Here is a 22,685-nt window from a genome sequence, read left to right as displayed (position 1 = left end):
TGACGGTCACATGGCCCGCGCGGGCGCCGCGCAGCGTCCACGCGTCACAATGGAGGGGTGAGCGACTTCATGCGGTACCTGCCGCTCTCCTGGCGCGAGCGCGTCGACGAATCCGGCGTGCACTCCGACCGGCGCCTCGAGTACGCCGAGGTGCTCGAGCAGGCTGCCGTCATCGCCGAGACCGTGCCCGGCACGTCGGTGCTCTCCGGCGACGTCGACCGACTCCGCCCACGCGGCTCCGCCGCCGTCGACGCACCCGAAGCAGACCTGCCGGCCCGGCTGCGCGCGCTCGCGCTCGACGCGCGCGCCGGCCGCAAGGTGCCGATCCGGTTCCTCAGCCGCGCCGTCCTCGTCTACCTCGCGCTCGCGCGCGAGGCATCCGTCCCACCTGTCCTCGCACCGATCACGAGCGGCGCGGTCTGCCTCTACCTCGCCGCCGCGGCACCGCTCGAGATCCGCGCGGTGATCCGCGGCCACGCGCTCCGCGCGACCGACGCCGACTGGGAGTTCGGCCGGGGACCGGTGCTCGAGGCGCCCGCCGTCGACCTCGTCGAGTTCCTCGCCGGGCGGAGCCTCAACGCGCCGCGCCGTCCCCCGCACTGACGGCCCCCGCGGGCGCCGCCGCGGGCGGACGCACGCGCGGCGCCAGCAGCACCGCGACGAGCGCGATCGCGGCCGTGACCGCGAAGTCCGCGGCGAACACGCCCGCGCCGACCGTGCTCGACACGAGCGCCGTGATCGCGAGCGCGACGGCTGCGCCGAGCGACTCCGCCATCGTGAGCGCGGCCGAGTTGAACCCCTGCTCCGACCGCGCCGACAGCGCGAGCACCTCGACGTTGAACCTCGGGTACATGAGGCCCATCGCGCCGCCCGCGACGGTCCACGCCGCGAAGGCGATCCACGGCGACCAGCCGAAGACGGCCACCAGGAGCACCGCGACCAGCGCGCCCGCGAGCGTCGCCGAGCCGATCACCACGGCCTGCGTGTTCGACAACCGGTCGCCCAGCCGGCCCTGCAACCAGGATGCCCCCGCCCACGACAGGCCCGCGCCCGTGAGCACCGCGCCGGCGAGCGCGGGCGAGAACCCGTACCGGTCCTGCAGCAGGTAGGGCAGGTAGATCTCGGCGCCGAAGAACGCGCCCGCGACCACGAGCTTCTGCAGGACGGTCGCCGGCATGCCGCGCGCCGAACGCAGGGTCCCCGGCGGCATGAGCGGCCGGGCGGCGACCGCCGCGACGGCGATCGCGATCGCCGCGACGACCCACGGCCACGCGCCGTCGAGCTCCTTGGCGAGCGAGACGCCGAGCGCGGCGGCGGCCACGAGCACCGCCCAACCGACCCGCCCGAGGCTCCACGGGACATCCGGGTCGCCCTGCACCTGTGTGCGCACTCGGAGCAGCGGCGGCAGCATCATCGCCGCGGCCGGCAGCACGAGCGCGATCACGCCGAGGAACACCCAGTGCCACGACACGACCTGGACGATCGCGCCCGCCGCGGCCGGCCCGATGATCGACGGGATCACCCACGCGGCCGCGAACCCCGCGAACACCCGCGCGCGCAGTCGCTCGGGATAGACCCGCGCGACGATCACGTAGAGCGGCACGATCACCGCCGCGCCGCTCACGCCGTGCACGAACCGGCCGAGGATGAAGACGCCCATGTCGGTCGCCGTCCCGGCGATCACGAGCCCGACCACGAACAGCCCGGCGGCCGTGACCAGCGACGGGATCGGGCCGGCGCGGTCGGTCCAGTTGCCCGTCACGACCATGCCCACGATCCCGGCCGCGAGCGGCACGGCGAACGCGAGCGCGTACAGTCCCTCGCCGTCGAGGTCGCGTGCGACGGTCGGCATGACCGTGGTCACGGCGAGCGCCTCGAACGCCGCGATGAAGATCAGCGAGAACATGCCGATCGAGAGCCAGCGGTACCGGCCCGACAACGGCCCGCGGGCGTCGTCGTCGGCGACGACCCGGCCGGGAGCGGATTCCGTGCCGGTCACATCTCCTCGTGCGTGTTCGGGTCGGCGCCCCAGATACGGCCGCGCTCGAGCGACGAGATGCGCTCGACCTCCTCGGGCTCCAGCGAGAAGCCGAAGACGTCGAGGTTCTCGGCTCGCCGCGCCGCCTGCGAGGACTTCGGGATCGGGATCGACCCGAGCTCGACGTGCCAGCGCAGCACGAGCTGCGAGACCGTCACGCCCTTCGCGGCCGCGATCCCGCCGAGCAGCGGCTCCTGGAGGAGGTCGGACTTGCGGCCGAGCGGGCTCCAGCTCTCGGTGCGGATGCCGTGCTCCTCGTGGAACGCGCGAAGCTCGGTCTGCGGGAAGTACGGGTGCAGCTCGACCTGGTTGACGACGGGCATGAGGCCGGTCTCCTCTCGGAGCCTGGTGAGCATGGGCTCGGTGAAGTTCGAGACGCCGATCGAGCGGACGTGCCCCTTCTCGCGGAGCGAGATCATCGCCCGCCAGGTCTCGACGTACCGGTCGACGCTCGGGTTGGGCCAGTGGATGAGGTACAGGTCGATCCAGTCGACGCCCAGCCGGGCGCGCGACTCCTCGAAGCTCGCGAGCGCCTCGTCGTACCCGTGGTGCTTGCCGGGCAGCTTGGTCGCGACGATGAGGTCGCTGCGATCGACGTCGGTGCGGCGCAGCGCGTCGCCGACGGCGCCCTCGTTGCCGTAGTTGTACGCGGTGTCGAGGAGCCGGTAACCGTCGTCGATCGCCGAGAGGATCGCGTCGGTGCCCGCCTCGCCGTCCAGACCGTAGGTCCCGAGGCCGATGGCCGGGATCTGGTTGCCGTCGCGGAGGTGGTACTCGGGGGCGATCATTCCTCCATCCTCACCCCTCCCGCCGACCGCCGCCACCGCGAGGGCCTTCGGCGGGCGCGTCAGGCGGGGAGTTCGGCGAACGCGCGCACCGGGAACGTGCCGAAGCGCTCGACCTTCGGCGGCACCGCGGTGAAGCGCGCGCCGCGCGCCGGCAGGCCGCCGAGCCCGGTCAGGTGCTCGACGACGTGGATGCCCGCGTCCAGGAGGATCGAGTGCGCCGGGCGCTCGCCACCGGACTGGGTGTCGTCGATGTTGAGCGAGTCGATTCCGACGAGCGCGACCCCGAGGTCCGCGAGCCTGCGGGCGCCCTCCCCCTCGAGGAACGGGGAACCACTGCCGTACTCGGGCGTGCCGAAGTGCCGGTCCCAACCGGTGTGCAGCAGGACCGCGGCGCCCGCGAGCTCCGCCGGGTCGCGGTCGAGGAACACCTCGGCCGGGATGCCCCGCTGCGAGGCATCCTCGAGGTGGAAGACGTGCGCCGGGAGCCCGACGAGGGTCTCGAGCGGCAGCGACGCGAGGTCGCCGCCCTCGGCGTACCGGTGGAACGGGCTGTCCAGGTAGGTGCCCGTGTTGCCCGCCAACGCGATGACGTCGATCTCGAACTCGGTGCCCGGCGCGTACACCGCTCGCGACGCCTCGCGCGTGAGGTGCGGCGTGATGACGGGCGAGGGGATGCCGGGGTAGGTCACGAGCCCCTCGCGGATCGGGTGGCTGAGGTCGACGAGGACCGGCCGGCGCGGGGCATCCTCGCGCGCTCCGGCTGCATCGGCGGCGACGCCGCCCGCGGCCCCGATCCCCCGCGACCCGCGGTGCGCCTCCTCGCGGATCTCGAGGTTCCGAAGCGCGACGGATGCCACGAGCGCGAGGCCGAGGTGACGGACGAAGAGGTCGGCGACCTCGGCCTCGGTCACGTCGTTCGTCGGAAGGTCGAGCCGGAACCCCTCGGCGGTCAGTCCGCCGCCGTTCAGGAAGGCGACCTCGGCGTCGAAGGCGGCGCGGTACTCGGTCATGCGGTGGTCTCCAGGCGGGTGTCGTGGGCGGGGGCGGGAACGGGGGCGGGGATGGCGCGAGCGGCGGTGCGACGACGCCGGAGGCGCCGGATCACGGTCACGACGATCGCGGCGAGCGCGAGGATCGCGGGCACGAGCAGGTTCGGCCCCGCGAGCACCAGCAGCCCGAAGGTCAGCCCCGTGGCGACGACCGCGAGCCACCATCCGGCCGACCAGCGGCGCAGCAGCAGGGTCGCGGCGAGCATGCCCGCGGCGTAGATCGCGACCATGTTCGACGTGTGGATCAGGATGAGCGCGGTCAGGTCGAACCCGTTCAGGTAGCCGACCGTGAAGTAGATCGCGATGAGCACGCCCGTGAGGGCGAGCGCGCGGCGCGGCACGCCGCCGTCCTCGGCGCCCTTCGCGAAGAACCGCGGCAGGTCGCCGTCGCGCCCGAGTGCGGCGCCGAGCTTGCCGAAGGCCGGCAGGTACGCGTTCAGCACGCCCGTGGTGACGATCGCCGCGACGATCGCGACGAGCACCGGGCCGATGCCCGGCGCGGTGGCCTCGACGAGGCTGAGCAGCGGCACGACCCCCTCGCCCGCGCGATCGCCGAGCACGCCGACGGTCACGACCTGGAGGGCGAGGTAGCCGGCTCCGACGACCACGATCGCGATCGCGGTGGCGATCGGGATGACCCGCCGCGGGTCGCGGAACTCGCCGGAGATGTGCGTGCCGACCTCCCAGCCCGCGAACGCCCAGACGAACAGGCTGATCGCGGTGCCGACGCCGGCCCAGCCGTGCGGCAGGAACGGCGTGAAGCTGGACGACTCGACCGCGGGCACCGTCGCCGCGACGACGCCGACGACGACCGCGAGCAGGAGGCCCGTGAGCACGAACTGCACCCAGCCGGCGACGCGGACCCCGAACCAGTTCGCGACGGCGGGCGGCACGAAGATCGCGAGGCCGATGAGCGGGGCGAACGCGCGGTCGACGCCGAGCACGGCGACGACGTACTCGCCGCCCAGGATGGCGACGACCGGCGCGCCGACGCAGACGCCGAAGTAGAACCAGTACCCGGTCATGCGCGCGGCCGTGTCGCCGAGCGAGCGGCGCACGTAGCTCGCGACGCCGCCGGGGTCGGGGAACCGCGCGGCGAGCGCGGCGAAGGTTCCCGCGAGCGGGATCGAGAGCAGGAACACGGCGGCGACCGCGACGATGGACGCGGGTCCGGCCGCCGCGGCGGCGAGGCCGGGCAACGCGAGGATGCCGGTGCCGAGCACGCTCGCGATGTAGAGCGCGGTGCCCTGGCCGAGGCCGAGGCCGCCGCGCGGTCCCGGTCCGGTGGTCGCGTCGCCGGGAGCGGGTCGCGCGGGCGGGGCATCCGTCGCGGTGCCCGGGGTCCTCGAAGTCACTCCCCTATCGTGCCGTCTCCGCACTCCCGTTCGCGTTGGCAGAAACGACATGCTTCGTCGATTCCCTGCCAACTGCGGCCGCGGCCGCGGCGTGCTCGCGGTCGAGGAACGCCGTGAGCTCGCCGATGGAGTTCATGAGCGGCGCCGGCACGACCACGAGGGTGTTCTTGTCCACGCCGATGTCGACGAGGGTCTGGAGCGTGCGCAGCTGCACCGCGAGCGGATGCGCCATCATCGTGTCCGACGCCTCGCCGAGCCGCACGGCCGCGATCGCCTCGCCCTCGGCCGCGATGATCTTCGCGCGCTTCACGCGCTCGGCCTCGGCCTGCTTCGCCATGGCGCGCTTCATGGTGTCGGGCAGCAGGATGTCCTTCAGCTCGACGAGCGTGACCTCGGCGCCCCACTCGCCCGTCAGCTGCTCGAGGATCTCCCGGATGTCGGCGTTGAGGTTCGCCGTCTCGGCGAGCGTCTCGTCGAGCGCGTGCTGGCCGACGACCTTCCGCAGCGTGGTCTGCGCGATCTGGTCGATCGCCGAGTGCACGTTCTCGATCGCGATCACCGAGCGGACCGGGTCGACGATCCGGAAGTACGCGACCGCCGACACGCCGACGCTCACGTTGTCGCGCGTGATGATGCCCTGCGACTGGATGGGCAGCGTCACGATGCGCAGCGACACCTTGGTCATCACGTCGACGATCGGGATGATGAACCGGATGCCCGGCTCGCGCACGCCGTGCAGCCGCCCGAAGCGCAGCACGACGCCGCGCTCGTACTGGTTGACGATCTTGATCGACAGCGCGAGCAGGACGATCGCGACCGCCACCACGGCGATCAGGGTGATCCAGAGCCAGATCATGGGCGCTCATCTCCCCCCGGCGCCGGTGACGTGCCGCGCGCCGCTGCTCCCATTCTCCCACCGCCTGCGGCGGTGCGGGCCGGTGCGGCGGGGGTCGGTGCGGCGGATGCTCCGGGGTGCGCGCGTGCGCCGCGCCTAGAGTCGCGCGAGTGCCTGGTCGACGTCCGCGACGAGGTCGTCGACGTCCTCGATGCCGACCGACAGCCGCACGATCGACTCGGGCACCTCCGCGGGCGTGCCCTTCACCGAGGCGTGCGTCATCTCCGACGGGTAGTTGACCAGCGACTCGACGCCGCCGAGCGACTCGGCGAGCGTGAACAGCCCGGTCGACTCCGCGAACCGGCGCGCGGCCGCGCCGCCGCCCGCGAGGTCGATCGAGATCATGCCGCCGAAGCCCGACATCTGGCGCGCCGCGAGCTCGTGCCCGGGATGCGAGGGCAGGCCCGGGTACAGCACGCGTGCGACCGCGGGATGCCCCAGCAGCCGCTCCGCGATGGCCTGGGCGTTCTCGCTGTGGCGGCGCATCCGGATGCCGAGGGTCTTGATGCCGCGGGTCGTCAGGAACGCGTCGAACGGGCTCGAGACCGCGCCCGCGGCGAACTGCGTGAACGTGGTCGCCTCGACCAGCTCGTCGCGCCCCGCGGCGAACACGAGCGCGCCGCCGACGACGTCCGAGTGGCCGCCCAAGTACTTCGTGGTCGAGTGCACGACCACGTCCGCGCCGAGCGCGATCGGCTGCTGCAGCGCCGGGCTCGCGAACGTGTTGTCGACCACCACGACGAGGCCCGCCGCATGGCCGAGCTCGACGAGCCCGGCGATGTCCGAGATCTTCATGAGCGGGTTCGAGGGCGTCTCGACCCAGAGCACCTTCGTCGAGCCCGGCTCGATCGCGGCGCGCACCGCGTCGAGGTCGCTCGTGTCCACGGTCGAGTGGCGGACGCCCCAAGCGCCGTGGATGCGCCGGACGAGCCGGTGCGTGCCGCCGTAGACGTCGTTGCCGACGATCACGTGGTCGCCGGGAGCGAGCACGGTGCGCAGCAGCGCGTCCTCCGCAGCGAGCCCCGAGGCGAACGAGAGGCCCGCGGCCCCGCCCTCGAGCGCGGCGAGCTGCGTCTCGAGCGCGGTCCTGGTCGGGTTGCCGCCGCGCGAGTACTCGTAGCCGTTGCGCAGGCCGCCGATGCCGTCCTGCGCATACGTCGAGGTGAGGTGGATCGGCGGGATCACGGCGCCCGTCGTGGGGTCGAACTCCTGGCCGGCGTGCACGGCGCGGGTGTCGAAGCCCGCGCGCTCGATGTTCGTCATCTTGGTTCCTCTGCGGAGATGCGTGGTGCGTGTTCCTAGGCGGAGAGGTAGGTGAGCAGGTCCGATCGGCTGATGACGCCGAGCGCCTTCCCGCCGTCCGTGACCAGCAGCGCGGCGTGCTCCGCGAACGACTGCCGGGCCGCCGAGACGGGCTCGGTCGCGCCGATCAGCGGCAGCGGGAGCCCGATCACGCGCGTGATCTTGTCGGTGAGCTGGACGCGGCCCGAGAAGACCTGCTCGAGCAGTTCGTCCTCGTGCAGGGCGCCCACGACCTCGCCCAGCACGACGGGCGGCTCGGCCGAGAGCACGAGGAGCTGCGAGACGCCGTTCTCGGTCATCCGGTCGATCGCGTCGCGGACGGTGTCGTTCGGGTGCACGTACACGAGCGGGGCGATGTGGTCGGCCTTCGCCGCCAGCAGGTCGGCCACGGCGTGCCCCTCGGGCGCGTTGCCGAAGCCGTACGCGCGCATCCACTTGTCGTTGAAGATCTTGCCGAGGTATCCCCGGCCGCCGTCGGGCAGCAGCACGACCAGGACGTCGTCGGCCGTGAGGTCCTTCGCGACCCGCAGCGCCGCGGCGACGGCCATGCCGCTCGACCCGCCGACGAGCAGGCCCTCCTCGCGTGCGAGCCGACGGGTCATCGCGAACGCGTCGGCGTCGCTCACCGCGAGCACCTCGTGCGGCACGTTCGGGTCGTACGTGTCCGGCCACATGTCCTCGCCGACGCCCTCGACGAAGTACGGTCGGCCCGTCCCGCCCGAGTACACCGATCCCTCCGGGTCGGCGCCGATGATCCGCACGCGGTCGTCTGACACCTCGCGCAGGTACCGCCCGGTGCCCGTGATCGTGCCGCCCGTGCCGACGCCTGCGACGAAGTGGGTGACCCGGCCGTCGGTGTCGCGCCAGATCTCGGGGCCAGTCGTCTCGTAGTGCGCGCGCGGGCCGTTCGGGTTCGCGAACTGGTTCGGCTTGTAGGCGCCCGGCGTCTCCTGGACGATCCGGTCGGACACGCTGTAGTACGACTCAGGGCTGTCGGGAGCGACCGAGGTCGGCGTTACGACGACCTCGGCGCCGTACGCCGTGAGGACGTTCCGCTTCTCCTCGCCGAACTTGTCGGGGACGACGAAGATGCACCGGTAGCCGCGCTGCTGCGCGACGAGCGCGAGGCCGACGCCGGTGTTGCCGCTGGTCGGCTCGACGATCGTTCCGCCCGGTGCGAGGAGCCCGTCGCGCTCGGCGGCGTCGAGCATGCGCGACGCGATGCGGTCCTTCACGGACCCGCCGGGGTTCAGGTATTCGACCTTCGCCAGGACCGTCGCCTCGGTGACGCCCCGGGTGACCCGGGTGAGCTTCACGAGGGGGGTGTTGCCGACGAGGTCGGCGATGTTCTCTGCGTACTTCATTGCGTGTGCCGTGTCCTCTTGTGGAGTGCGCCATGCCGAGCCGTGATCACGTGCCGGGCGTCGCGCGTCGATAGGGGTCGCCTGATCAGCGACGACAGGACCGCAGCGAAGTGTTCACCCAGCCACCCTAGCGGGCGCACCGACGGGGAAGGCAACTCGGACGCCGCCGTCCGTTCCCACGGCCGGGCGTCGAGTCAGCCGACGACGCCGGCCGTCGCCTGCTGGCGGTAGAGGTTCGCGTACACGCCGTCGGCCGCCATCAGCTCGGCGTGCCCGCCGCGCTCGGCGATCCGTCCGTCGACCACGACGAAGATCACGTCCGCGGAGACGATCGTCGACAGCCGGTGCGCGATCGCGACGGTCGTGCGCCCCTTCGACGCGTCGTCGAGCGCGAGCTGGACCACGCGCTCGGAGATCGTGTCGAGCGCGCTCGTCGCCTCGTCCAGTACGAGGATCGGCGGATCCTTCAGGAGCACGCGCGCGATCGCGATCCGCTGCTTCTCGCCGCCCGACAGCCGGTAGCCGCGCTCGCCCACGACCGTGTCGTAGCCGTCGGGGAACGACGCGATCGTCTCGTGGATGCTCGCCGCACGCGCCGCGGCCTCGAGCTCGTCCTGCGTGGCGTCGGGCTTCGCGTAGCGCAGGTTGTCGGCGATGGTCGCGTGGAAGAGGTACGTCTCCTGGCTCACGATCCCGATCCGCGACACGAGCGACTCCTGCCGCACGTCGCGCACGTCTGCGCCGCCCACGCGCACGACGCCCTCGGATGCCTCGTACAGCCGGGGCACGAGGTAGGACACCGTGGTCTTGCCCGCACCCGACGGCCCCACGAAGGCCGCGTACTGCCCCGGCTCGATCGTGAACGAGACGTCGTCGAGCGTCGGCGCCGCGTCGGCGGGGGCATCCGGGTAGCGGAAGGTGACGTGGTCGAACTCGAGGCGCCCGAGCCCGGCGCCGTCGGGCAGGTCGCCCGCGTCCGGGGCATCCGTGATCCTCGGCCGCAGGTCGAGGTACTCGAAGATGCGCGCGAACAGCGCGCCCGAGGTCTGCAGGTCGAGCGCGACGCGCATCAGCGCCATGAGCGGGAACAGCAGGCGCGCCTGCACGGTCGTGAACGCGACGATCGTGCCCGCCGTGATGTCGGCGGACCCGCGCAGCAGGAGCCAGCCCGCGAGCAGGTACACGATCGCCGGCACCGCCGACATGAACACGCCCACGAGCGCGAAGAACCACTGGCCGGTCATCTGCTGGCGCACCTGCAGGTCGATCTGGTTCTCGTTCTCGCCCGCGTAGCGGTCGATCTCGCTGCGCTGGCGCGTGAAGCTCTTGGAGAGCAGGATGCCCGAGACGCTCAGCGTCTCCTGGGTGATCGCGCTCAGCTCGGAGAGCGACTCCTGCGTGCGCCCCGCGATGCGCGCGCGCACCCGACCCACGCGTCGCTGCGCGATGACCATCACGGGCAGCAGCACGAGCGCGATGATCGTGAGCTGCCAGTTCAGCAGCAGCATCGCGACGAAGGCGCTGATCACGGTCACCGTGTTGCCGAGCACGCTCGACACCGTGTTGGTGAGCACGGATGCCACGCCGCCGACGTCGTTCTGCAGGCGCGACTGGATGACCCCGGTCCGCGTCGCGGTGAAGAAGCTCAGCTCCATCGACTGCAGGTGGCCGAACATCCGCACGCGGAGCGCGCCCATGACCCGGTTGCCGACCGTCGCGGTGAGCCACGTCTGCCAGACGCCGAGGAGGGACAGGACGATGTAGACCGCGAGCATCGCGCCGACGATCCAGGCGAGGGCGGGCAGGTTCGGTGGGGCCACCTGCCCGTCGGGGCCGACGGGGAAGAGCCCGACGTCGAAGGCCTGCTCGGTCAGCAGCGGCGGGATGACGCTGAGCGCCGCGCCCGTCAGGACGAGCACGACCGTGACGACGAGCGCCGTACGGTGCGGGCGGAAGAGTTCGGCGATGCGCCCGAGCAGGTGCGGGATCCGGGGGGCCGCCGCATTCTCGGCCCGCTGCGCGACCTCGTCGGCACCGCTGATCCGCGTGCGCGGCTTGCCGAACTTGCCGGTCTGCGCGCCCGGCGGGCTCTGGTGCATGCTCACCCGTCCACCCTAGGCGCGCCCACCGGAGCCGCGGCCGGGCGGTCGCGGCGCCGGTGCATCCGGTGCTGGAGCCGCATGCACGGCTCCCCGCAGTGCCTACCCCTTCGTGGAACCCGCGAGCAGGCCGCGGACGAAGTACCGCTGCAGGCTGAAGAACACGATCAACGGGATGACCAGCGACACGAACGCGCCCGCGGTGAGGCGTTGCCAGTCCTGGCCTCTCGTGCCGACCATCTCCGCCAGGCGTTGGGTGAGTGGAGCGACATCCTGTGTGCCGCCCGAGAAGATCAGGGCGACGAGCAGGTCGTTCCAGGTCCAGAGGAACTGGAAGATCGCGATGGAGGCGAGCGCGGGCACCGACAGCGGCAGCACGATGCGGAAGAAGATCTGCCCGTGGGTCGCCCCGTCGACGCGAGCCGCCTCGATGACCTCGCTCGGGATCTCCGCGATGAAGTTGTGCAGCAGGAAGATCGCCAGCGGCAGGCCGAACATCGTGTGCGCGATCCAGAGCGGCAGGTAGTTCTGCTCCGGGATGATCGGGATCACGTCGTGCAGCCACGCCTGCGCCGGGCGCAGGAAGGTCGAGAAGATCTGCAGCACCGGCACGAGCGCCATCTGCAGCGGCACGATCTGCAACGCGAAGATGAAGACGAACAGCGCCGCTGATCCCCGGAACTTGATCCACGCGAACGCGTACGCGGCCATGGAGGCCAGCACGATCGGGAAGATGGTCGCCACGAGCGCGATCGCGATCGAGTTCACGAGGTACGCCCCGAGCTGCGGCGAGGACGACGACGACGAGAACAGCACGTCGCGGTAGTTGTCGAGCGTGAATCCCGGGTTCTGGAAGATCGTCCACCACCCGGTGGTGCGGATCAGCTCGGCGGGGCGGAACGAGGACAGGAGCAGGCCGAAGGTCGGGATGGTCCACACGATCGCGATGATGAGCGAGACGATCGTGGCGGTCCGCGACGTGAGGCGCTTCTTGACGCGCGCGGTCTTGGTCGCCCCGAGCGTCATCGCCTCGGCGACGTCGTCTCCGACCGCGGTGGCGGAGGGCAGGTCGGCGGGTGCGATGCTCATCGGATCTCCCTCTGCTTCCGCAGCACGTTGACGTTGTACACGATGATCGGCAGCACGAAGATCAACAGGATGAGCGCGAGGGCCGAACCGCGCCCGATCTCGCTCGCCCGGAACGCCTGGGTGTACATCTCGTTCGCGACGACGCTCGTGTTGAAGTTTCCGGCGGTCATCGTGCGGACGATGTCGAAGACCTTCAGCGTCGCGATCGAGATCGTCGTCAGCACGACGACGATGGTCGGGCGGATCCCCGGCAGGGTCACGTTGGTGAACCGCTGCCAGGCGTTGGTGCCGTCGAGCTGAGCCGCCTCGACCTGCTCGGACGGGATGCCCTTGATCGAGGCACTGAGCAGCACCATCGCGAACCCGGTCTGGATCCAGATCATGACGACGATCAGCAGGATCGTGTTGATCGGGTCGGTCTGCATCCACTGCACCGGGTCCCCGCCGAACGCGACGACCATGGCGTTCAGCAGGCCGATCTGGTCGCCGACCCCCTTGTACTCGTAGACGAACCGCCAGATGATGCCCGCGCCGACGAATGAGATCGCCATCGGCATGAACAGGATCGCCTTGTAGTACCGCTCGCCGCGCGACCGGTCGATGAACACGGCGTACGCGAGCCCGACGAACGTCGCGAACGTCGGCACCAGCAGCACCCAGATGAACGTGTTGATCAGCGTGCGGATCGCCGCGGGCTGGGTGAACATCCAGACGAAGTTCTCGAGGCTGAAGTCGCCCGACTTGTCCTGGAACGCGAGGATGCTCGTGCGGATCGCCGGGTACACCAGGCCGATCGCGACGAGGATCAGCGCCGGGAGCAGGAAGCCCGCGAGCTGCCAGTAGTCGCGGCCCTTCTTCGGCGCCTTGTCGATGAAGAAGACGAGCAGTCCGATGACGGCCCCGAAGACTGCGAGCGCCATCACCACCTGCAGGATCTTGCCGAGTAGATCGGCCGTGGTCATGGTGCCTCCCGGGCTCGTCGTCGAATCTGGGTTGCCGAGGGGCGGGACTCGCGCCCCGCCCCTCGATCATGCCCCTTCGAGGGCTTCCCCTCCAGAGGCGCTCCGATGTTCAGCTGGTCGGCCAGCTGGCCTCGATGGTGTCGAGCACGCTCGTGGTGCTCTCTCCGCCGACCCAGGCCACGATGCCCTTCCAGAAGGAGTCGGCACCCACGGCACCGGGCATCAGGTCGGATCCGTCGAACCGGAACGTGGTCTCCGGGTCCTGCAGGATCTCGATGGACTGCACCAGCAGCTCGCTCGACGCGTTCTCCGGGTCGAGGCCCTTGTTGGCGCTGATCACGCCGCCGAGGCTGACGCGGTTGTTCGCCCAGGTGTCGCTCGACAGGTAGGCGCGCACGGCCTCGACCTCCGGAGCGTCGCGGAACGCGACCGGGAACTCGCCACCGCCGGTGACGGCCTGGCCGCTGTCGGCGTCGACGGGCGGGAGCAGGAAGCCGAAGACGTCGCCGTCGCTCGCGACCGTGACGTCACCCGTGGCGTCCGGGTCCCAGAAGGTCTCGTAGAACGAGGCCTGGTGGTGCAGCGAGCACTGGCCGTCGAGGATCGGGAGGCCGGCGGTCTGGAACGCCTCGGTGATCTGCGTCGAGACATCGCCGATGCCGCCGTTCACCATGTCCTCGTTCTTGAGGTACTGGCCCACCGCATCGAACGCCCCGGCGATCTGCGGGTCGTTGAACGGGATCTCGTGGGCGACCCACTGGTCGTACACGTCGGGGCCGCTCAGGCGCAGGACGTAGTCCTCGACCCAGTCGGTGCCCGGCCAGCCGGTGGCGTCACCCGACTCGAGCCCGACGCACCACGGCTTGTGGTCGCCCTCGGACGCGATCTTCTCGGAGAGCGACTTCAGCTCGTCGAGGGTCTTCGGGATCTCGTAGCCCTTCTCCTCGAACTCGGCCGGCGAGTACCAGATGTAGCCCTTGATGCTCGCCATGAGCGGAGCGGCGTAGGTCGTGCCGTCGACCGTCGCGTAGTCCTTCCAGACCGGAGCCCACCACTGGTCGATGTTGTCGATCACGGGCTGCGACGCCGGGATGGCCCATCCGCCCGCGACGAGTCGCTGGAGGAGGCCCGGCTGCGGGACGATGCCGATGTCGGGCGCGTTGCCGCCCTCGGCCAGGACCGCGATCTGCGCCTCGAACTCGCTCGAGCCCTGGTAGCTGACGTCGATGCCGGTGCACGTCGCGAAGTCCTTCCACGACTCGACGAGGCGGTCGGCCTCGAGGTCGAGGATGGTGCCCGAGATCGTGACCTCGGCCCCGTCGAACGTGCCGTAGTCCTCGTAGGGTCCGCAGTCGACGTCCGCCGCATCCTCCTCGGCGACGTCGCCGGTACATGCGGTGAGCGCGAGTCCGAGCGCAGCGGCTGCCACGACCGGAACCACCCATCGACGGTGCCGTGTGAGTCTCATGTCGTCTCCTCGTTGAGTGTGAGCAGGGGAACCCGGAACCGGTTCCATCGCCCACGGTAGGGCAGGTCCGTCGCCGCCCACAAGGGAGGCATGGTCACGTTTCGGCCAAGTCGGCGATTGGCGCAGACGGCGGCGGAGAGCGCTCCCACCGAATCGGCGCGGATGCCCGCGGCGCGTCGCCGAACGGCCGGGAACGTTTCCAGCGCGGGGCATCCGATGGCTATGCTCGGCCTCGGAACCACCCGACGGAGGGAGGCGTGCGATGGCTGCGATCGGCGACGTCGCCCGACTCGCGGGAGTGTCCAAGTCGACCGCCTCGCGGGCGCTCTCGGGCGGCGGACACGTCGCCGAGGAGACCCGGCTGCGCGTCGAGCGGGCCGCCGCCGAGATCGGCTACGTCGTCTCGCCGGCCGCCGCGAGCCTGGTGACCGGGCGCACGAAGAACATCGGCGTCGTGATCCCCTTCGTGAACGGCTGGTTCTTCGGCGAGGTGCTCGAGGGGATCGAGCGCGCGCTGCTCGCGGCCGGCTACGACCTGACGCTGTACAACGTCGCCGGAGGCGGCGAGGACCGGGCGCGCGTGTTCGACTACTTCCTCGCCCGGCGCCGGGTCGACGCGGTGATCGCGGTCGGGGTCGACCTCGACGCCCACGAGGTCGCGTCGCTCGAGCGCCGCGAGAAGCCCGTGCTGTGCCTCGGCGGCTACGCCGAGGGCACGCCCCGGATCTCGATCGACGACGTCGCCGCGGGACGCCTCGCCGCCGATCACCTGATCCAGCTCGGCCACACCAGGCTCGCCCACGTCGGGGGCACGGGCGCGGCACGATCCGTGCGGTCGGTCCCCGGCGGGCGCCGCCGCGGCTTCCTCGAGGCGCTCTCGTCGGCGGGACTCGCGCCCGGCGGACGCGCGACCGTCGTCGAGGCCGAGATGACGATGCCCGGCGGACTGGCCGCGACGCTCCAGCTCCTCGGGCATCCCGGCCGACGCCCGACCGGGATCGTGGCCGCCTCGGACGAGCTCGCGTTCGGGGCGCTCCGCGCCGCCGAGCGCCTCGGCGTCGCCGTGCCGGGCGAACTCAGCGTCATCGGCATCGACGGACACGAGTACGCCGAGATGTTCGGGCTCACGACCGTCGAGCAGTACCCCGCCGAGCAGGGCCGGATCGCGGTCGACACGCTGCTGCGACTCCTCGCCGAGGGACCCGCCGACGACCCGCTCCCGGACTCCGGCGCGCCCCTGCCCACGCGGCTCGTGGTGCGCTCCACCACCGCGCGCGCGCCCCGCTGACCCGCGCCGCGCGCCTGCGCTCCCATCCGACCGCGCACCGCGCCGTTCGCTTGCGTCGTTCCCACGCCGCACGTCCCGGAACGCCGATCTGAGAAAGCCCTTTCTCAGGGGAATCTCCGCTTTGATCGGCCAATTCAAATGGGAGTATTGCGGAAACCGATTTCCCGATGCTAGAAATCTCGTCGACCCGAGATAGCGCTTTCTGAGGCATCCGGGCCGAGTGATCGAAGAGGATGACTGGAGGACGCACGTGGCGACGAAGCCCGCGCAACCCGTTCCGCCGCCAGGCGGACGACCCGAGAACGGGACCGGCCGATGAGCGCCATCGGCGAGCTGCGCCGAATGAAGGACACCGGCACCGGCACCGCCGGCACCGGCGTACGGCAGAAGAAGCAGAACACCGTCGCGTACCTGTTCCTGCTGCCCTGGTTCATCGGCCTCGCGCTCATCACGATCGGGCCGATGCTCGCCTCGCTCGGGCTCGCGTTCACGAAGTACAACCTGCTGAGCCCGCCGAAGTTCATCGGCACGCGCAACCTCGAGCGCATGCTCGAGGACGAGCGGCTCCACCACTCGCTCAGCGTGACGTTCCAGTACGTGTTCATCTCGGTGCCGCTGCAGCTGGCCGCCGCGCTCGCGCTCGCGGTCCTGCTCGACCGCGGCATGCGCGGCCTCGCCTTCTACCGGTCGGCGTTCTACCTGCCGAGCCTGCTCGGCGGCAGCGTCGCGATCGCGATCCTCTGGCGCCAGCTCTTCGGCGTCGACGGACTCGTGAACGTCGTGCTCGCGTGGTTCGGCATCGAGGGCCAGGGCTGGATCTCGAGCCCGGACACCGCGCTCGGCACGCTGATCCTGCTCAACGTCTGGACCTTCGGCGCGCCCATGGTGATCTTCCTCGCCGGACTCCGGCAGATCCCGTCGATGTACTACGAGGCCGCCGCGGTCGACGGCGCGAACCGCTGGCAGCAGTTCTGGCGCATCACGCTGCCGATGCTCACGCCGATCATCTTCTTCAACCTCGTGCTGCAGATCATCCACGCGTTCCAGTCGTTCACGCAGGCGTTCATCGTCTCGGGCGGCAGCGGCGGACCGGTCGACTCGACGCTCTTCTACACGCTGTACCTCTACCAGCGGGGCTTCGCGAACCTCGACATGGGCTACGCGTCGGCGATGGCCTGGCTCTTGCTGCTGATCATCGCCGCCTTCACCGCCATCAACTTCTGGGCCTCCAAGTATTGGGTTTTCTACGATGACGAAGATTGACCTCGAACCCGCCCCGATGACCGAGGCGATCGTCACGGGCGAGCCGACCGGCGCCATCCGAGCGGCCCGTCGGACCCGGCGTCCGTTCCGGAAGCCGGTGTCCTCGCTGGTGCGCCACGTGTTCCTGATCGCCGCGGCGATCCTCATGCTCTACCCGGTGATCTGGATGGTCGTGAGCTCGCTCCGCCCGTCCGAGGAGATCTTCCGCGAGCCGGGGATCGTGCTCGACAGCTTCGAGATCTCGAACTACGCCGACGGATGGAACGCCCTGTCGTACCCGTTCAACGTCTACCTGCTGAACTCGGCCCTGGTCGTGATCGGCAGCATCGTCGGCAACCTCGTCTCGTGCTCGCTCGCGGCCTACGCGTTCGCCCGGCTCGAGTTCACCGGCAAGCGGCTGTTCTTCGCGATCATGCTGCTCAGCATCATGCTGCCGATCCACGTGATCATCGTCCCGCAGTACGTGCTGTTCTCCCAGCTCGGCTGGGTGAACACGTTCCTGCCGCTGATCGTGCCGAAGCTGCTCGCGACCGACGCGTTCTTCATCTTCCTGATGGTGCAGTTCATCCGGGGCATCCCGAAGGAGCTCGACGAGGCCGCGCGCATCGACGGGGCGGGGCATCCTCGGATCTTCCTCCAGATCATCCTGCCGCTCATGGTCCCCGCGCTCGCGACGACCACGATCTTCACGTTCATCTGGACCTGGAACGACTTCTTCAGCCAGCTCATCTACCTGACGAAGCCCAACCTCTACACGATGCCGCTCGCACTGCGCGCGTTCATCGACGCGGACAGCACCACCAACTTCGGCGAGATGTTCGCGATGAGCGTCGTGAGCCTCCTGCCGATCTTCCTGATCTTCCTCGTCGGCCAGCGATTCCTGATCAAGGGCATCGCGACCACGGGGATCAAGTGACCGGGACGCCGGTCCGATCGCGCCGGGGCATCCGCCCTGCGCACCCGCTCCACCCCACACCCACGCACCACGAACCCATGCAACCGAAAGGAACCACCATGCGAGGCATCCCTCGTCGCCGCGCCGGCGTCATCGCCGCCCTCGGTGCGGCGACCCTGCTCGGCCTCACCGCATGCGCCGGCAGCGACGCCGGCGCACCCGCGGAACCGGAGCTGCAGCTCTCGGACGAGCCGGTCACCCTCTCCTTCATCTGGTGGGGCAACGACACCCGCCACGAGATCACCCAGAACCTGATCGCGCAGTTCGAGGAGGAGAACCCGAACATCACGATCGAACCCATCTACACCGACTGGGCCGGGTACTGGGACAAGCTGTCCACGTCGATCGCCGGCGGCGACACCCCCGACATCATCCAGATGGACGAGAAGCAGCTCTCCACCTACGCGGCCAACGGCGTGCTCGCGGACCTGGCCGGCTACTCGTCGATCCTCGGCACCGAGGACTTCCCGTCGGCCGTGCTCGGCACCGGCGCCCTCGACGGCACCCAGTACGGCGTGCCGGTCGGCATCAACTCGTACACGATCATCGCCAACAAGGACCTCCTGGCCCAGTACGGCGTGGATGTCCCGGACGACGAGGACTGGACGTGGGACGACTTCGTCGACACCGCGCTGGAGGTCTCGAAGGCCTCGGGCGGCGCGACCGTCGGCACCCAGTCGTGGGGCTTCGAGGACGGCGGCCTGAACAACTGGCTCCGCCAGCGCGGCAGCTCGCTGTTCTCGACCGACGGCAAGGTCGCCGCGACCGAGGAGGACCTCACCTCGTGGTGGGAGTTCCTGCTCGAGGCGACGTCGGCGGGCGCGACGCCCGACCCGTCGGCGACGCTCGAGCGCGAGACCGCCGGCCTCGCCGAGTCGTTCACCGCGACGAACCAGTCGGCGTTCGGCCCGTGGTGGTCGAACCAGGTGCAGGCGCTGCGCGCCGCGAGCGGCCAGGACCTCGTCGCGCTGCGCGTGCCGACGCTCGACGACGCCGAGGACGGATCCGCCTACTACAAGCCGTCCATGTTCTGGTCGGCGTCCGCCTCGACCGAGCACCCCGCCGAGGTCGCCACGTTCCTGAACTGGCTCGCCAACAGCGAGGACGCGGCCGACCTGCTGCTCGCCGAGCGCGGCGTGCCCGCCAACGAGAAGATCCGCGAGTACATCACGCCGAAGCTCGACGACGTCAGCAAGAGCGTCGTGAAGTTCCTCGACGACCTCGCGCCGATCGTCGGCGACGCCCCGCCCGCCACTCCCCCGGGCGGCGGCGCGATCGAGACGATCATCGACCAGCACACCCAGGCCGTGCTGTTCGGGCAGGAGACGCCCGAGGATGCCGCCGCGGCGTTCATCGAGGAGCTCCAGCAGGCGCTCGACGACGCCGCGATCTGATCCGACCGGATCCGACCGGATCCGCTCCGCTCCGATCCCCAGACGCGACGCCTCCCCCGTCGCAGCCGACGGTTCTCCCGGACCGTCTCCCGGCGGCACCCCCGTCCGGTCCCTCCCGGGCCGGACGGGGGCCCGCCACCCGAGCGGCTGCCGCGACTGCCTGCGCGGCAGCCGCTCACCCCTCCGCGGTCCCGGCCCGCAGCGGCCCCCGCTCCCCATCGCGGCCCCACAGCCCGACCCGATCCCCACGCGTGCCGCCCGCGGCGGCGCGCGAACCCGCGTACGTTCGTTCCTGATCCACCGAATCCCGGAGGTCCCCGTGCCCAGACCGTCGTCCCGCCCGGTCACCATCGCCCAGGTGGCCGAGTACGCCGGCGTCTCCCAGGCATCCGTCTCGCGGGTCCTCAACCGCAACCTGACGGTCGACCCCGCGATCGCCGCCAAGGTGCGCGACGCGGTCGAGACGCTCAACTACTCGCCCAGCCAGACCGCGCGCAACCTGGTGAGCGGGCGGAGCAACACGGTCGCGCTCGTCGTCCCCGACCTCGAGAACCCGATGTTCCAGGGCGTGCTCAAGGGCCTCAGCCGCGAGGCCGCGCTCGACGGGTACCGCGTGCTCGTGGCCGACACCGCCGAGCGCGTCGCCGACGAGGAGGAGATCGCCCTCGAGGCGCGCTCCCGCTGCGACGCGCTCGTGCTCGTCTCGCCGCGCATGCCCTCCGAGCGGCTCGAGGCCCTGATCGCCCGGTCTGGGCCGGCCGTGGTCGTCAACCGGCCGGTCTCGAGCGACCCGGCGGCCGAGCTCAGCGTCGACTACGAGTTCGCGGCGCGCACGCTCGCCGAGCACCTCGCGACGTTCGGCCACACGCGCATCGCCTATCTCTCGGGGCCCCCGCAGGCCCACGCGGACCGCCAGCGCCGGCGCGGACTCGCCGACGTCGCGGCCCGCTACCCCGGCGTCGAGATCTTCGACCTCGCCGCGGGCAGCCAGGTCGAGGACGGCTATCGCGCCGCCGACGCGCTGCTCGCCGCGGGCGCGACCGCGGCGATCGCGTTCAACGACCTGGTCGCGCTCGGGCTGCTCGCGCGGCTCCGCGAGCTCGGCGTCGACGTGCCCGGGGAGGTCTCGGTCGCGGGCGTCGACGACATCCCGCTCGCGCGGTTCTCGGCCCCCGCGCTCACCTCCATGTCCATCCCCCGGATCGAGATCGGCGCCCAGGCGTGGCGGCGCCTGCGCGACGCGATGGCCGGCGCGCCGGCGACGCATCCGCTCTCCTACCGCCCGATCCTCGAAATGCGCGGCAGTACCGGCCCCGCCCCCGAGTCGACCGGCTGGCTCAGCCCCGGCCGCCCGGTGCTGCGCATCGGCGACGGCATCGTCGCCCGCTACGACGAGGGCACGACGATCGACAGCGTGCTCTCGCCGCGCCCGTTCCTGCACCCGGTGACCACGCTCGCCGGCGTGCGCGTCACCGACAGCCACCCCACCGACCACCTGCACCACTTCGGCATCGGCGTGGTCCTGCCCGACGTCAACGGCACCTCGTACTGGGGCGGCCGGACCTACGTGCAGGGCGTCGGCTCGATCATGCTCGAGAACCAGGGGCGGCAGCGTCGCGACGAGCTCGAGGTCGACGGCGAGACGCTCGTCGAACGCCTCACCTGGCTCGACGAGCGCGAGATCGCGCAGCTCAGCGAGACCCGCACCATCACCGGCCGCCCGGTGCACGACGCCGCGGGCCGCGAGGCCTGGGCGCTCGGCTGGCGGAGCGGCCTGCACGCGAACTTCGGCGCGCTCGAGCTCGGCTCGCCGGCGACGAACGGCCGCGACGGTGCCGGCTACGGCGGCGTGTTCTGGCGTTTCCCGCACTGGAACGCGGTCGTCGTGACCGAGGACGGCATCGGCGAGGAGCTCGCGCACGGGTCGCTGTCGCCGTGGCTCGCGGTCGTCGACGCCGAGCGCGACGTGACGGTCGTGCTGGTCCAGGCCGGCGACGACGCACCGCTGCCGTGGTTCGCGCGCGTGTCCGAGTACCTCGGCGTCGGCCCCGCGGTCGCGTGGGACGCGATCCGCACGATCGCCGAGGGCGGCCGGCTGGTCCTCGGCCTCGACGCGCTCCTGGTGGACCGCACGGTCACCGACGCCGGCGAGCTCGCCGAGCTCGCGCGGCTCGCGCGCCCGGTCGGCCCCGAGGCCCCGCTTCCGCCGGCGCGCCCGGCACCGCGCGCATGAGCGCGGGCGAGCGGATGATCCGCATCGGCGTCGCCGGCATCCACGGGCACGGGGCGACGCATGTCCGGGCGGCGCTGGAGCTCGAGGCATCCGGCCGGGCCGTGCTCGCCGCGGTCGCGGACCCGACGCCGCGGCCGGAGGACGCGTTCGCCGCGCACGTGCGCCGATACGCCGACGCCGGCGAGATGATCGCGGCGGGCGGGCTCGACGTCGTCGTGCTCTCGACGCCGATGCACACGCACCTGCCGCTCGCGCTCCAAGCGCTCGAGGCGGGCATGCACGTGCTGCTCGAGAAGCCGCCGACGCCGACCCTCGACGACTTCCACCGGCTCGTCGAGGCATCCGAGCGCACCGGACTCGGCGTGCAGGTCGGATTCCAGAGCCTCGGCTCGGCCGCGGTGCCGTTCGTGCGGTCCCTGATCGCGGACGGCGCGATCGGCGAGGTCGCAGGCTACGGCGCGCTCGGCACGTGGCTGCGCACCGAGGCCTACTGGCGGCGCGCCCGCTGGGCGGGCCGGCGCGAACTCGACGGCGTGCCCGTCGTCGACGGCGTCGTGACGAACCCGCTCGCACACGCGACCGCGACGGCGCTCGCGATCGCGGGCTCGACGCGCGAGGCGGATGTCTCGGACGTGCGACTCGACCTGCACCGCGCGAACGCGATCGAGGTCGACGACACGTCGTCGTTCGTCGCCGGGCTCGCGGACGGGCGCTCGCTCGCCGCCGCGCTCGTGCTCACCGCGCCGAGGCGGAGCGAGCCCTGCGTGATCGTCGACGGCAGCGCGGGACGGATCGTGCTCTGGTACACGCTCGACCTCGTCCAAGTGGTCCCCGGCGACGGCGGCCTGCCCTGGACCACGGCGCACGACCGTGCGAACCTGCTCGCCGACCTCGTCGAGCATGCGGCGACGGGCTCGCCGCTGCTGGTCCCGATCGCCTCGACGGGCGGGTTCATGCGCGTGCTCGAGGCCGTGCGGCTCGCCCCGGCGCCGACGCCGATCGACCCCGCGTTCGTCGCGCGGCGCGTCGACGACGACGGCGAGGCGCACCTCGTGGTCGCGGACGTCGAGGCCTGGGCCGAGCGCGTCGTGGTCGAGGGCCGGACGTTCGCCGAGCTCGGGGCGCCCTGGGCCTGAGGCGGAC

General features: G+C 71.4%; 18 protein-coding genes. 7 read left to right on the top strand and 11 right to left on the bottom strand.

The annotated features are described in order from the left end of the window. Positions 1 to 57 precede the first annotated feature (57 nt). Positions 58 to 603 carry a hypothetical protein gene (locus ACDF64_RS08135; RefSeq protein ID WP_394554721.1) on the top strand — a complete coding sequence of 182 codons (546 nt, stop codon included), beginning with the start codon at positions 58 to 60 and terminating at the stop codon, positions 601 to 603. On the opposite strand, the gene ACDF64_RS08130 is transcribed toward ACDF64_RS08135, so the two are convergent. The 11 genes from ACDF64_RS08130 to ACDF64_RS08080 all read right to left on the bottom strand — a co-directional run bounded on the left by ACDF64_RS08130 (position 575) and on the right by ACDF64_RS08080 (position 14,409). Further along, positions 575 to 1,999 carry an MFS transporter gene (locus ACDF64_RS08130; protein ID WP_394554719.1) on the bottom strand — a complete coding sequence of 475 codons (1,425 nt, stop codon included), beginning with the start codon at positions 1,997 to 1,999 and terminating at the stop codon, positions 575 to 577. The two genes, ACDF64_RS08135 and ACDF64_RS08130, sit on opposite strands and share 29 nt — an antisense overlap. Further along, entirely contained in the window at positions 1,996 to 2,826 is an 831-nt protein-coding gene (locus tag ACDF64_RS08125; protein WP_394554718.1) for an aldo/keto reductase, read from the bottom strand. The genes ACDF64_RS08130 and ACDF64_RS08125 overlap by 4 nt, the downstream gene beginning before the upstream one ends. 59 nt (positions 2,827 to 2,885) lie before the next feature. Continuing rightward, the gene (locus tag ACDF64_RS08120; protein ID WP_394554716.1) at positions 2,886 to 3,836 is read right to left on the bottom strand and encodes a cyclase family protein; all 951 of its coding nucleotides are present in this window, start codon (positions 3,834 to 3,836) and stop codon (positions 2,886 to 2,888) included. Next, complete coding sequence (locus ACDF64_RS08115) at positions 3,833 to 5,230, bottom strand: APC family permease (protein ID WP_394554714.1); 1,398 nt, start codon at positions 5,228 to 5,230, stop codon at positions 3,833 to 3,835. Before ACDF64_RS08115 ends, ACDF64_RS08120 begins: the two co-directional genes overlap by 4 nt. A gap of 4 nt (positions 5,231 to 5,234) precedes the next feature. Then, entirely contained in the window at positions 5,235 to 6,086 is an 852-nt protein-coding gene (locus ACDF64_RS08110) for an SPFH domain-containing protein (RefSeq protein WP_394554713.1), read from the bottom strand. Positions 6,087 to 6,221: 135 nt separating this feature from the next. After that, positions 6,222 to 7,388 (bottom strand): cystathionine gamma-synthase, encoded by a 1,167-nt coding sequence (locus ACDF64_RS08105; RefSeq protein WP_394554711.1) that lies wholly within the window; start codon positions 7,386 to 7,388, stop codon positions 6,222 to 6,224. A gap of 35 nt (positions 7,389 to 7,423) precedes the next feature. Beyond that, positions 7,424 to 8,791: a cystathionine beta-synthase gene (locus ACDF64_RS08100; protein WP_394554710.1), complete on the bottom strand. Its 1,368-nt coding sequence runs from the start codon at positions 8,789 to 8,791 to the stop codon at positions 7,424 to 7,426. A gap of 194 nt (positions 8,792 to 8,985) precedes the next feature. After that, a complete protein-coding gene (locus ACDF64_RS08095; protein ID WP_394555083.1) occupies positions 8,986 to 10,890 on the bottom strand; it encodes an ABC transporter ATP-binding protein in 1,905 nt (634 codons plus the stop codon). A 102-nt stretch (positions 10,891 to 10,992) separates the two neighbouring features. Then, the gene (locus tag ACDF64_RS08090; RefSeq protein WP_394554709.1) at positions 10,993 to 11,979 is read right to left on the bottom strand and encodes a carbohydrate ABC transporter permease; all 987 of its coding nucleotides are present in this window, start codon (positions 11,977 to 11,979) and stop codon (positions 10,993 to 10,995) included. Further along, positions 11,976 to 12,941, bottom strand: a complete 966-nt coding sequence (locus ACDF64_RS08085; protein WP_394554708.1) for a carbohydrate ABC transporter permease — start codon at positions 12,939 to 12,941, stop codon at positions 11,976 to 11,978. Before ACDF64_RS08085 ends, ACDF64_RS08090 begins: the two co-directional genes overlap by 4 nt. Before the next feature lie 109 nt (positions 12,942 to 13,050). Further along, on the bottom strand, positions 13,051 to 14,409 hold the full coding sequence (locus tag ACDF64_RS08080; protein ID WP_394554706.1) for an ABC transporter substrate-binding protein: 1,359 nt from the start codon (positions 14,407 to 14,409) through the stop codon (positions 13,051 to 13,053). A 262-nt stretch (positions 14,410 to 14,671) separates the two neighbouring features. Here ACDF64_RS08080 and ACDF64_RS08075 point away from each other — a divergent pair, with 262 nt between their 5' ends. From ACDF64_RS08075 to ACDF64_RS08050, 6 genes are all read left to right on the top strand, one after another. Further along, a complete protein-coding gene (locus tag ACDF64_RS08075) occupies positions 14,672 to 15,697 on the top strand; it encodes a LacI family DNA-binding transcriptional regulator (RefSeq protein ID WP_394554704.1) in 1,026 nt (341 codons plus the stop codon). A gap of 315 nt (positions 15,698 to 16,012) precedes the next feature. After that, positions 16,013 to 16,960 (top strand): carbohydrate ABC transporter permease, encoded by a 948-nt coding sequence (locus ACDF64_RS08070; RefSeq protein WP_394554703.1) that lies wholly within the window; start codon positions 16,013 to 16,015, stop codon positions 16,958 to 16,960. Positions 16,961 to 17,105: 145 nt separating this feature from the next. Further along, complete coding sequence (locus ACDF64_RS08065; protein WP_394555082.1) at positions 17,106 to 17,876, top strand: carbohydrate ABC transporter permease; 771 nt, start codon at positions 17,106 to 17,108, stop codon at positions 17,874 to 17,876. 98 nt (positions 17,877 to 17,974) lie between these two features. After that, positions 17,975 to 19,309: an ABC transporter substrate-binding protein gene (locus ACDF64_RS08060; RefSeq protein ID WP_394554701.1), complete on the top strand. Its 1,335-nt coding sequence runs from the start codon at positions 17,975 to 17,977 to the stop codon at positions 19,307 to 19,309. A gap of 358 nt (positions 19,310 to 19,667) precedes the next feature. Beyond that, entirely contained in the window at positions 19,668 to 21,542 is a 1,875-nt protein-coding gene (locus tag ACDF64_RS08055; RefSeq protein ID WP_394554699.1) for a DUF6807 family protein, read from the top strand. Continuing rightward, positions 21,539 to 22,678, top strand: coding sequence for a Gfo/Idh/MocA family protein (locus ACDF64_RS08050; RefSeq protein WP_394554697.1), 1,140 nt, complete (start codon positions 21,539 to 21,541; stop codon positions 22,676 to 22,678). Before ACDF64_RS08055 ends, ACDF64_RS08050 begins: the two co-directional genes overlap by 4 nt. Positions 22,679 to 22,685: the final 7 nt, after the last annotated feature.

Source organism: Agromyces sp. MMS24-JH15 (assembly GCF_043518605.1).
In the GTDB taxonomy this organism is placed as follows: domain Bacteria; phylum Actinomycetota; class Actinomycetes; order Actinomycetales; family Microbacteriaceae; genus Agromyces.
Note: the sequence above shows the minus strand (reverse complement) of the source record. Positions and strands in the feature narration are given on the sequence as shown.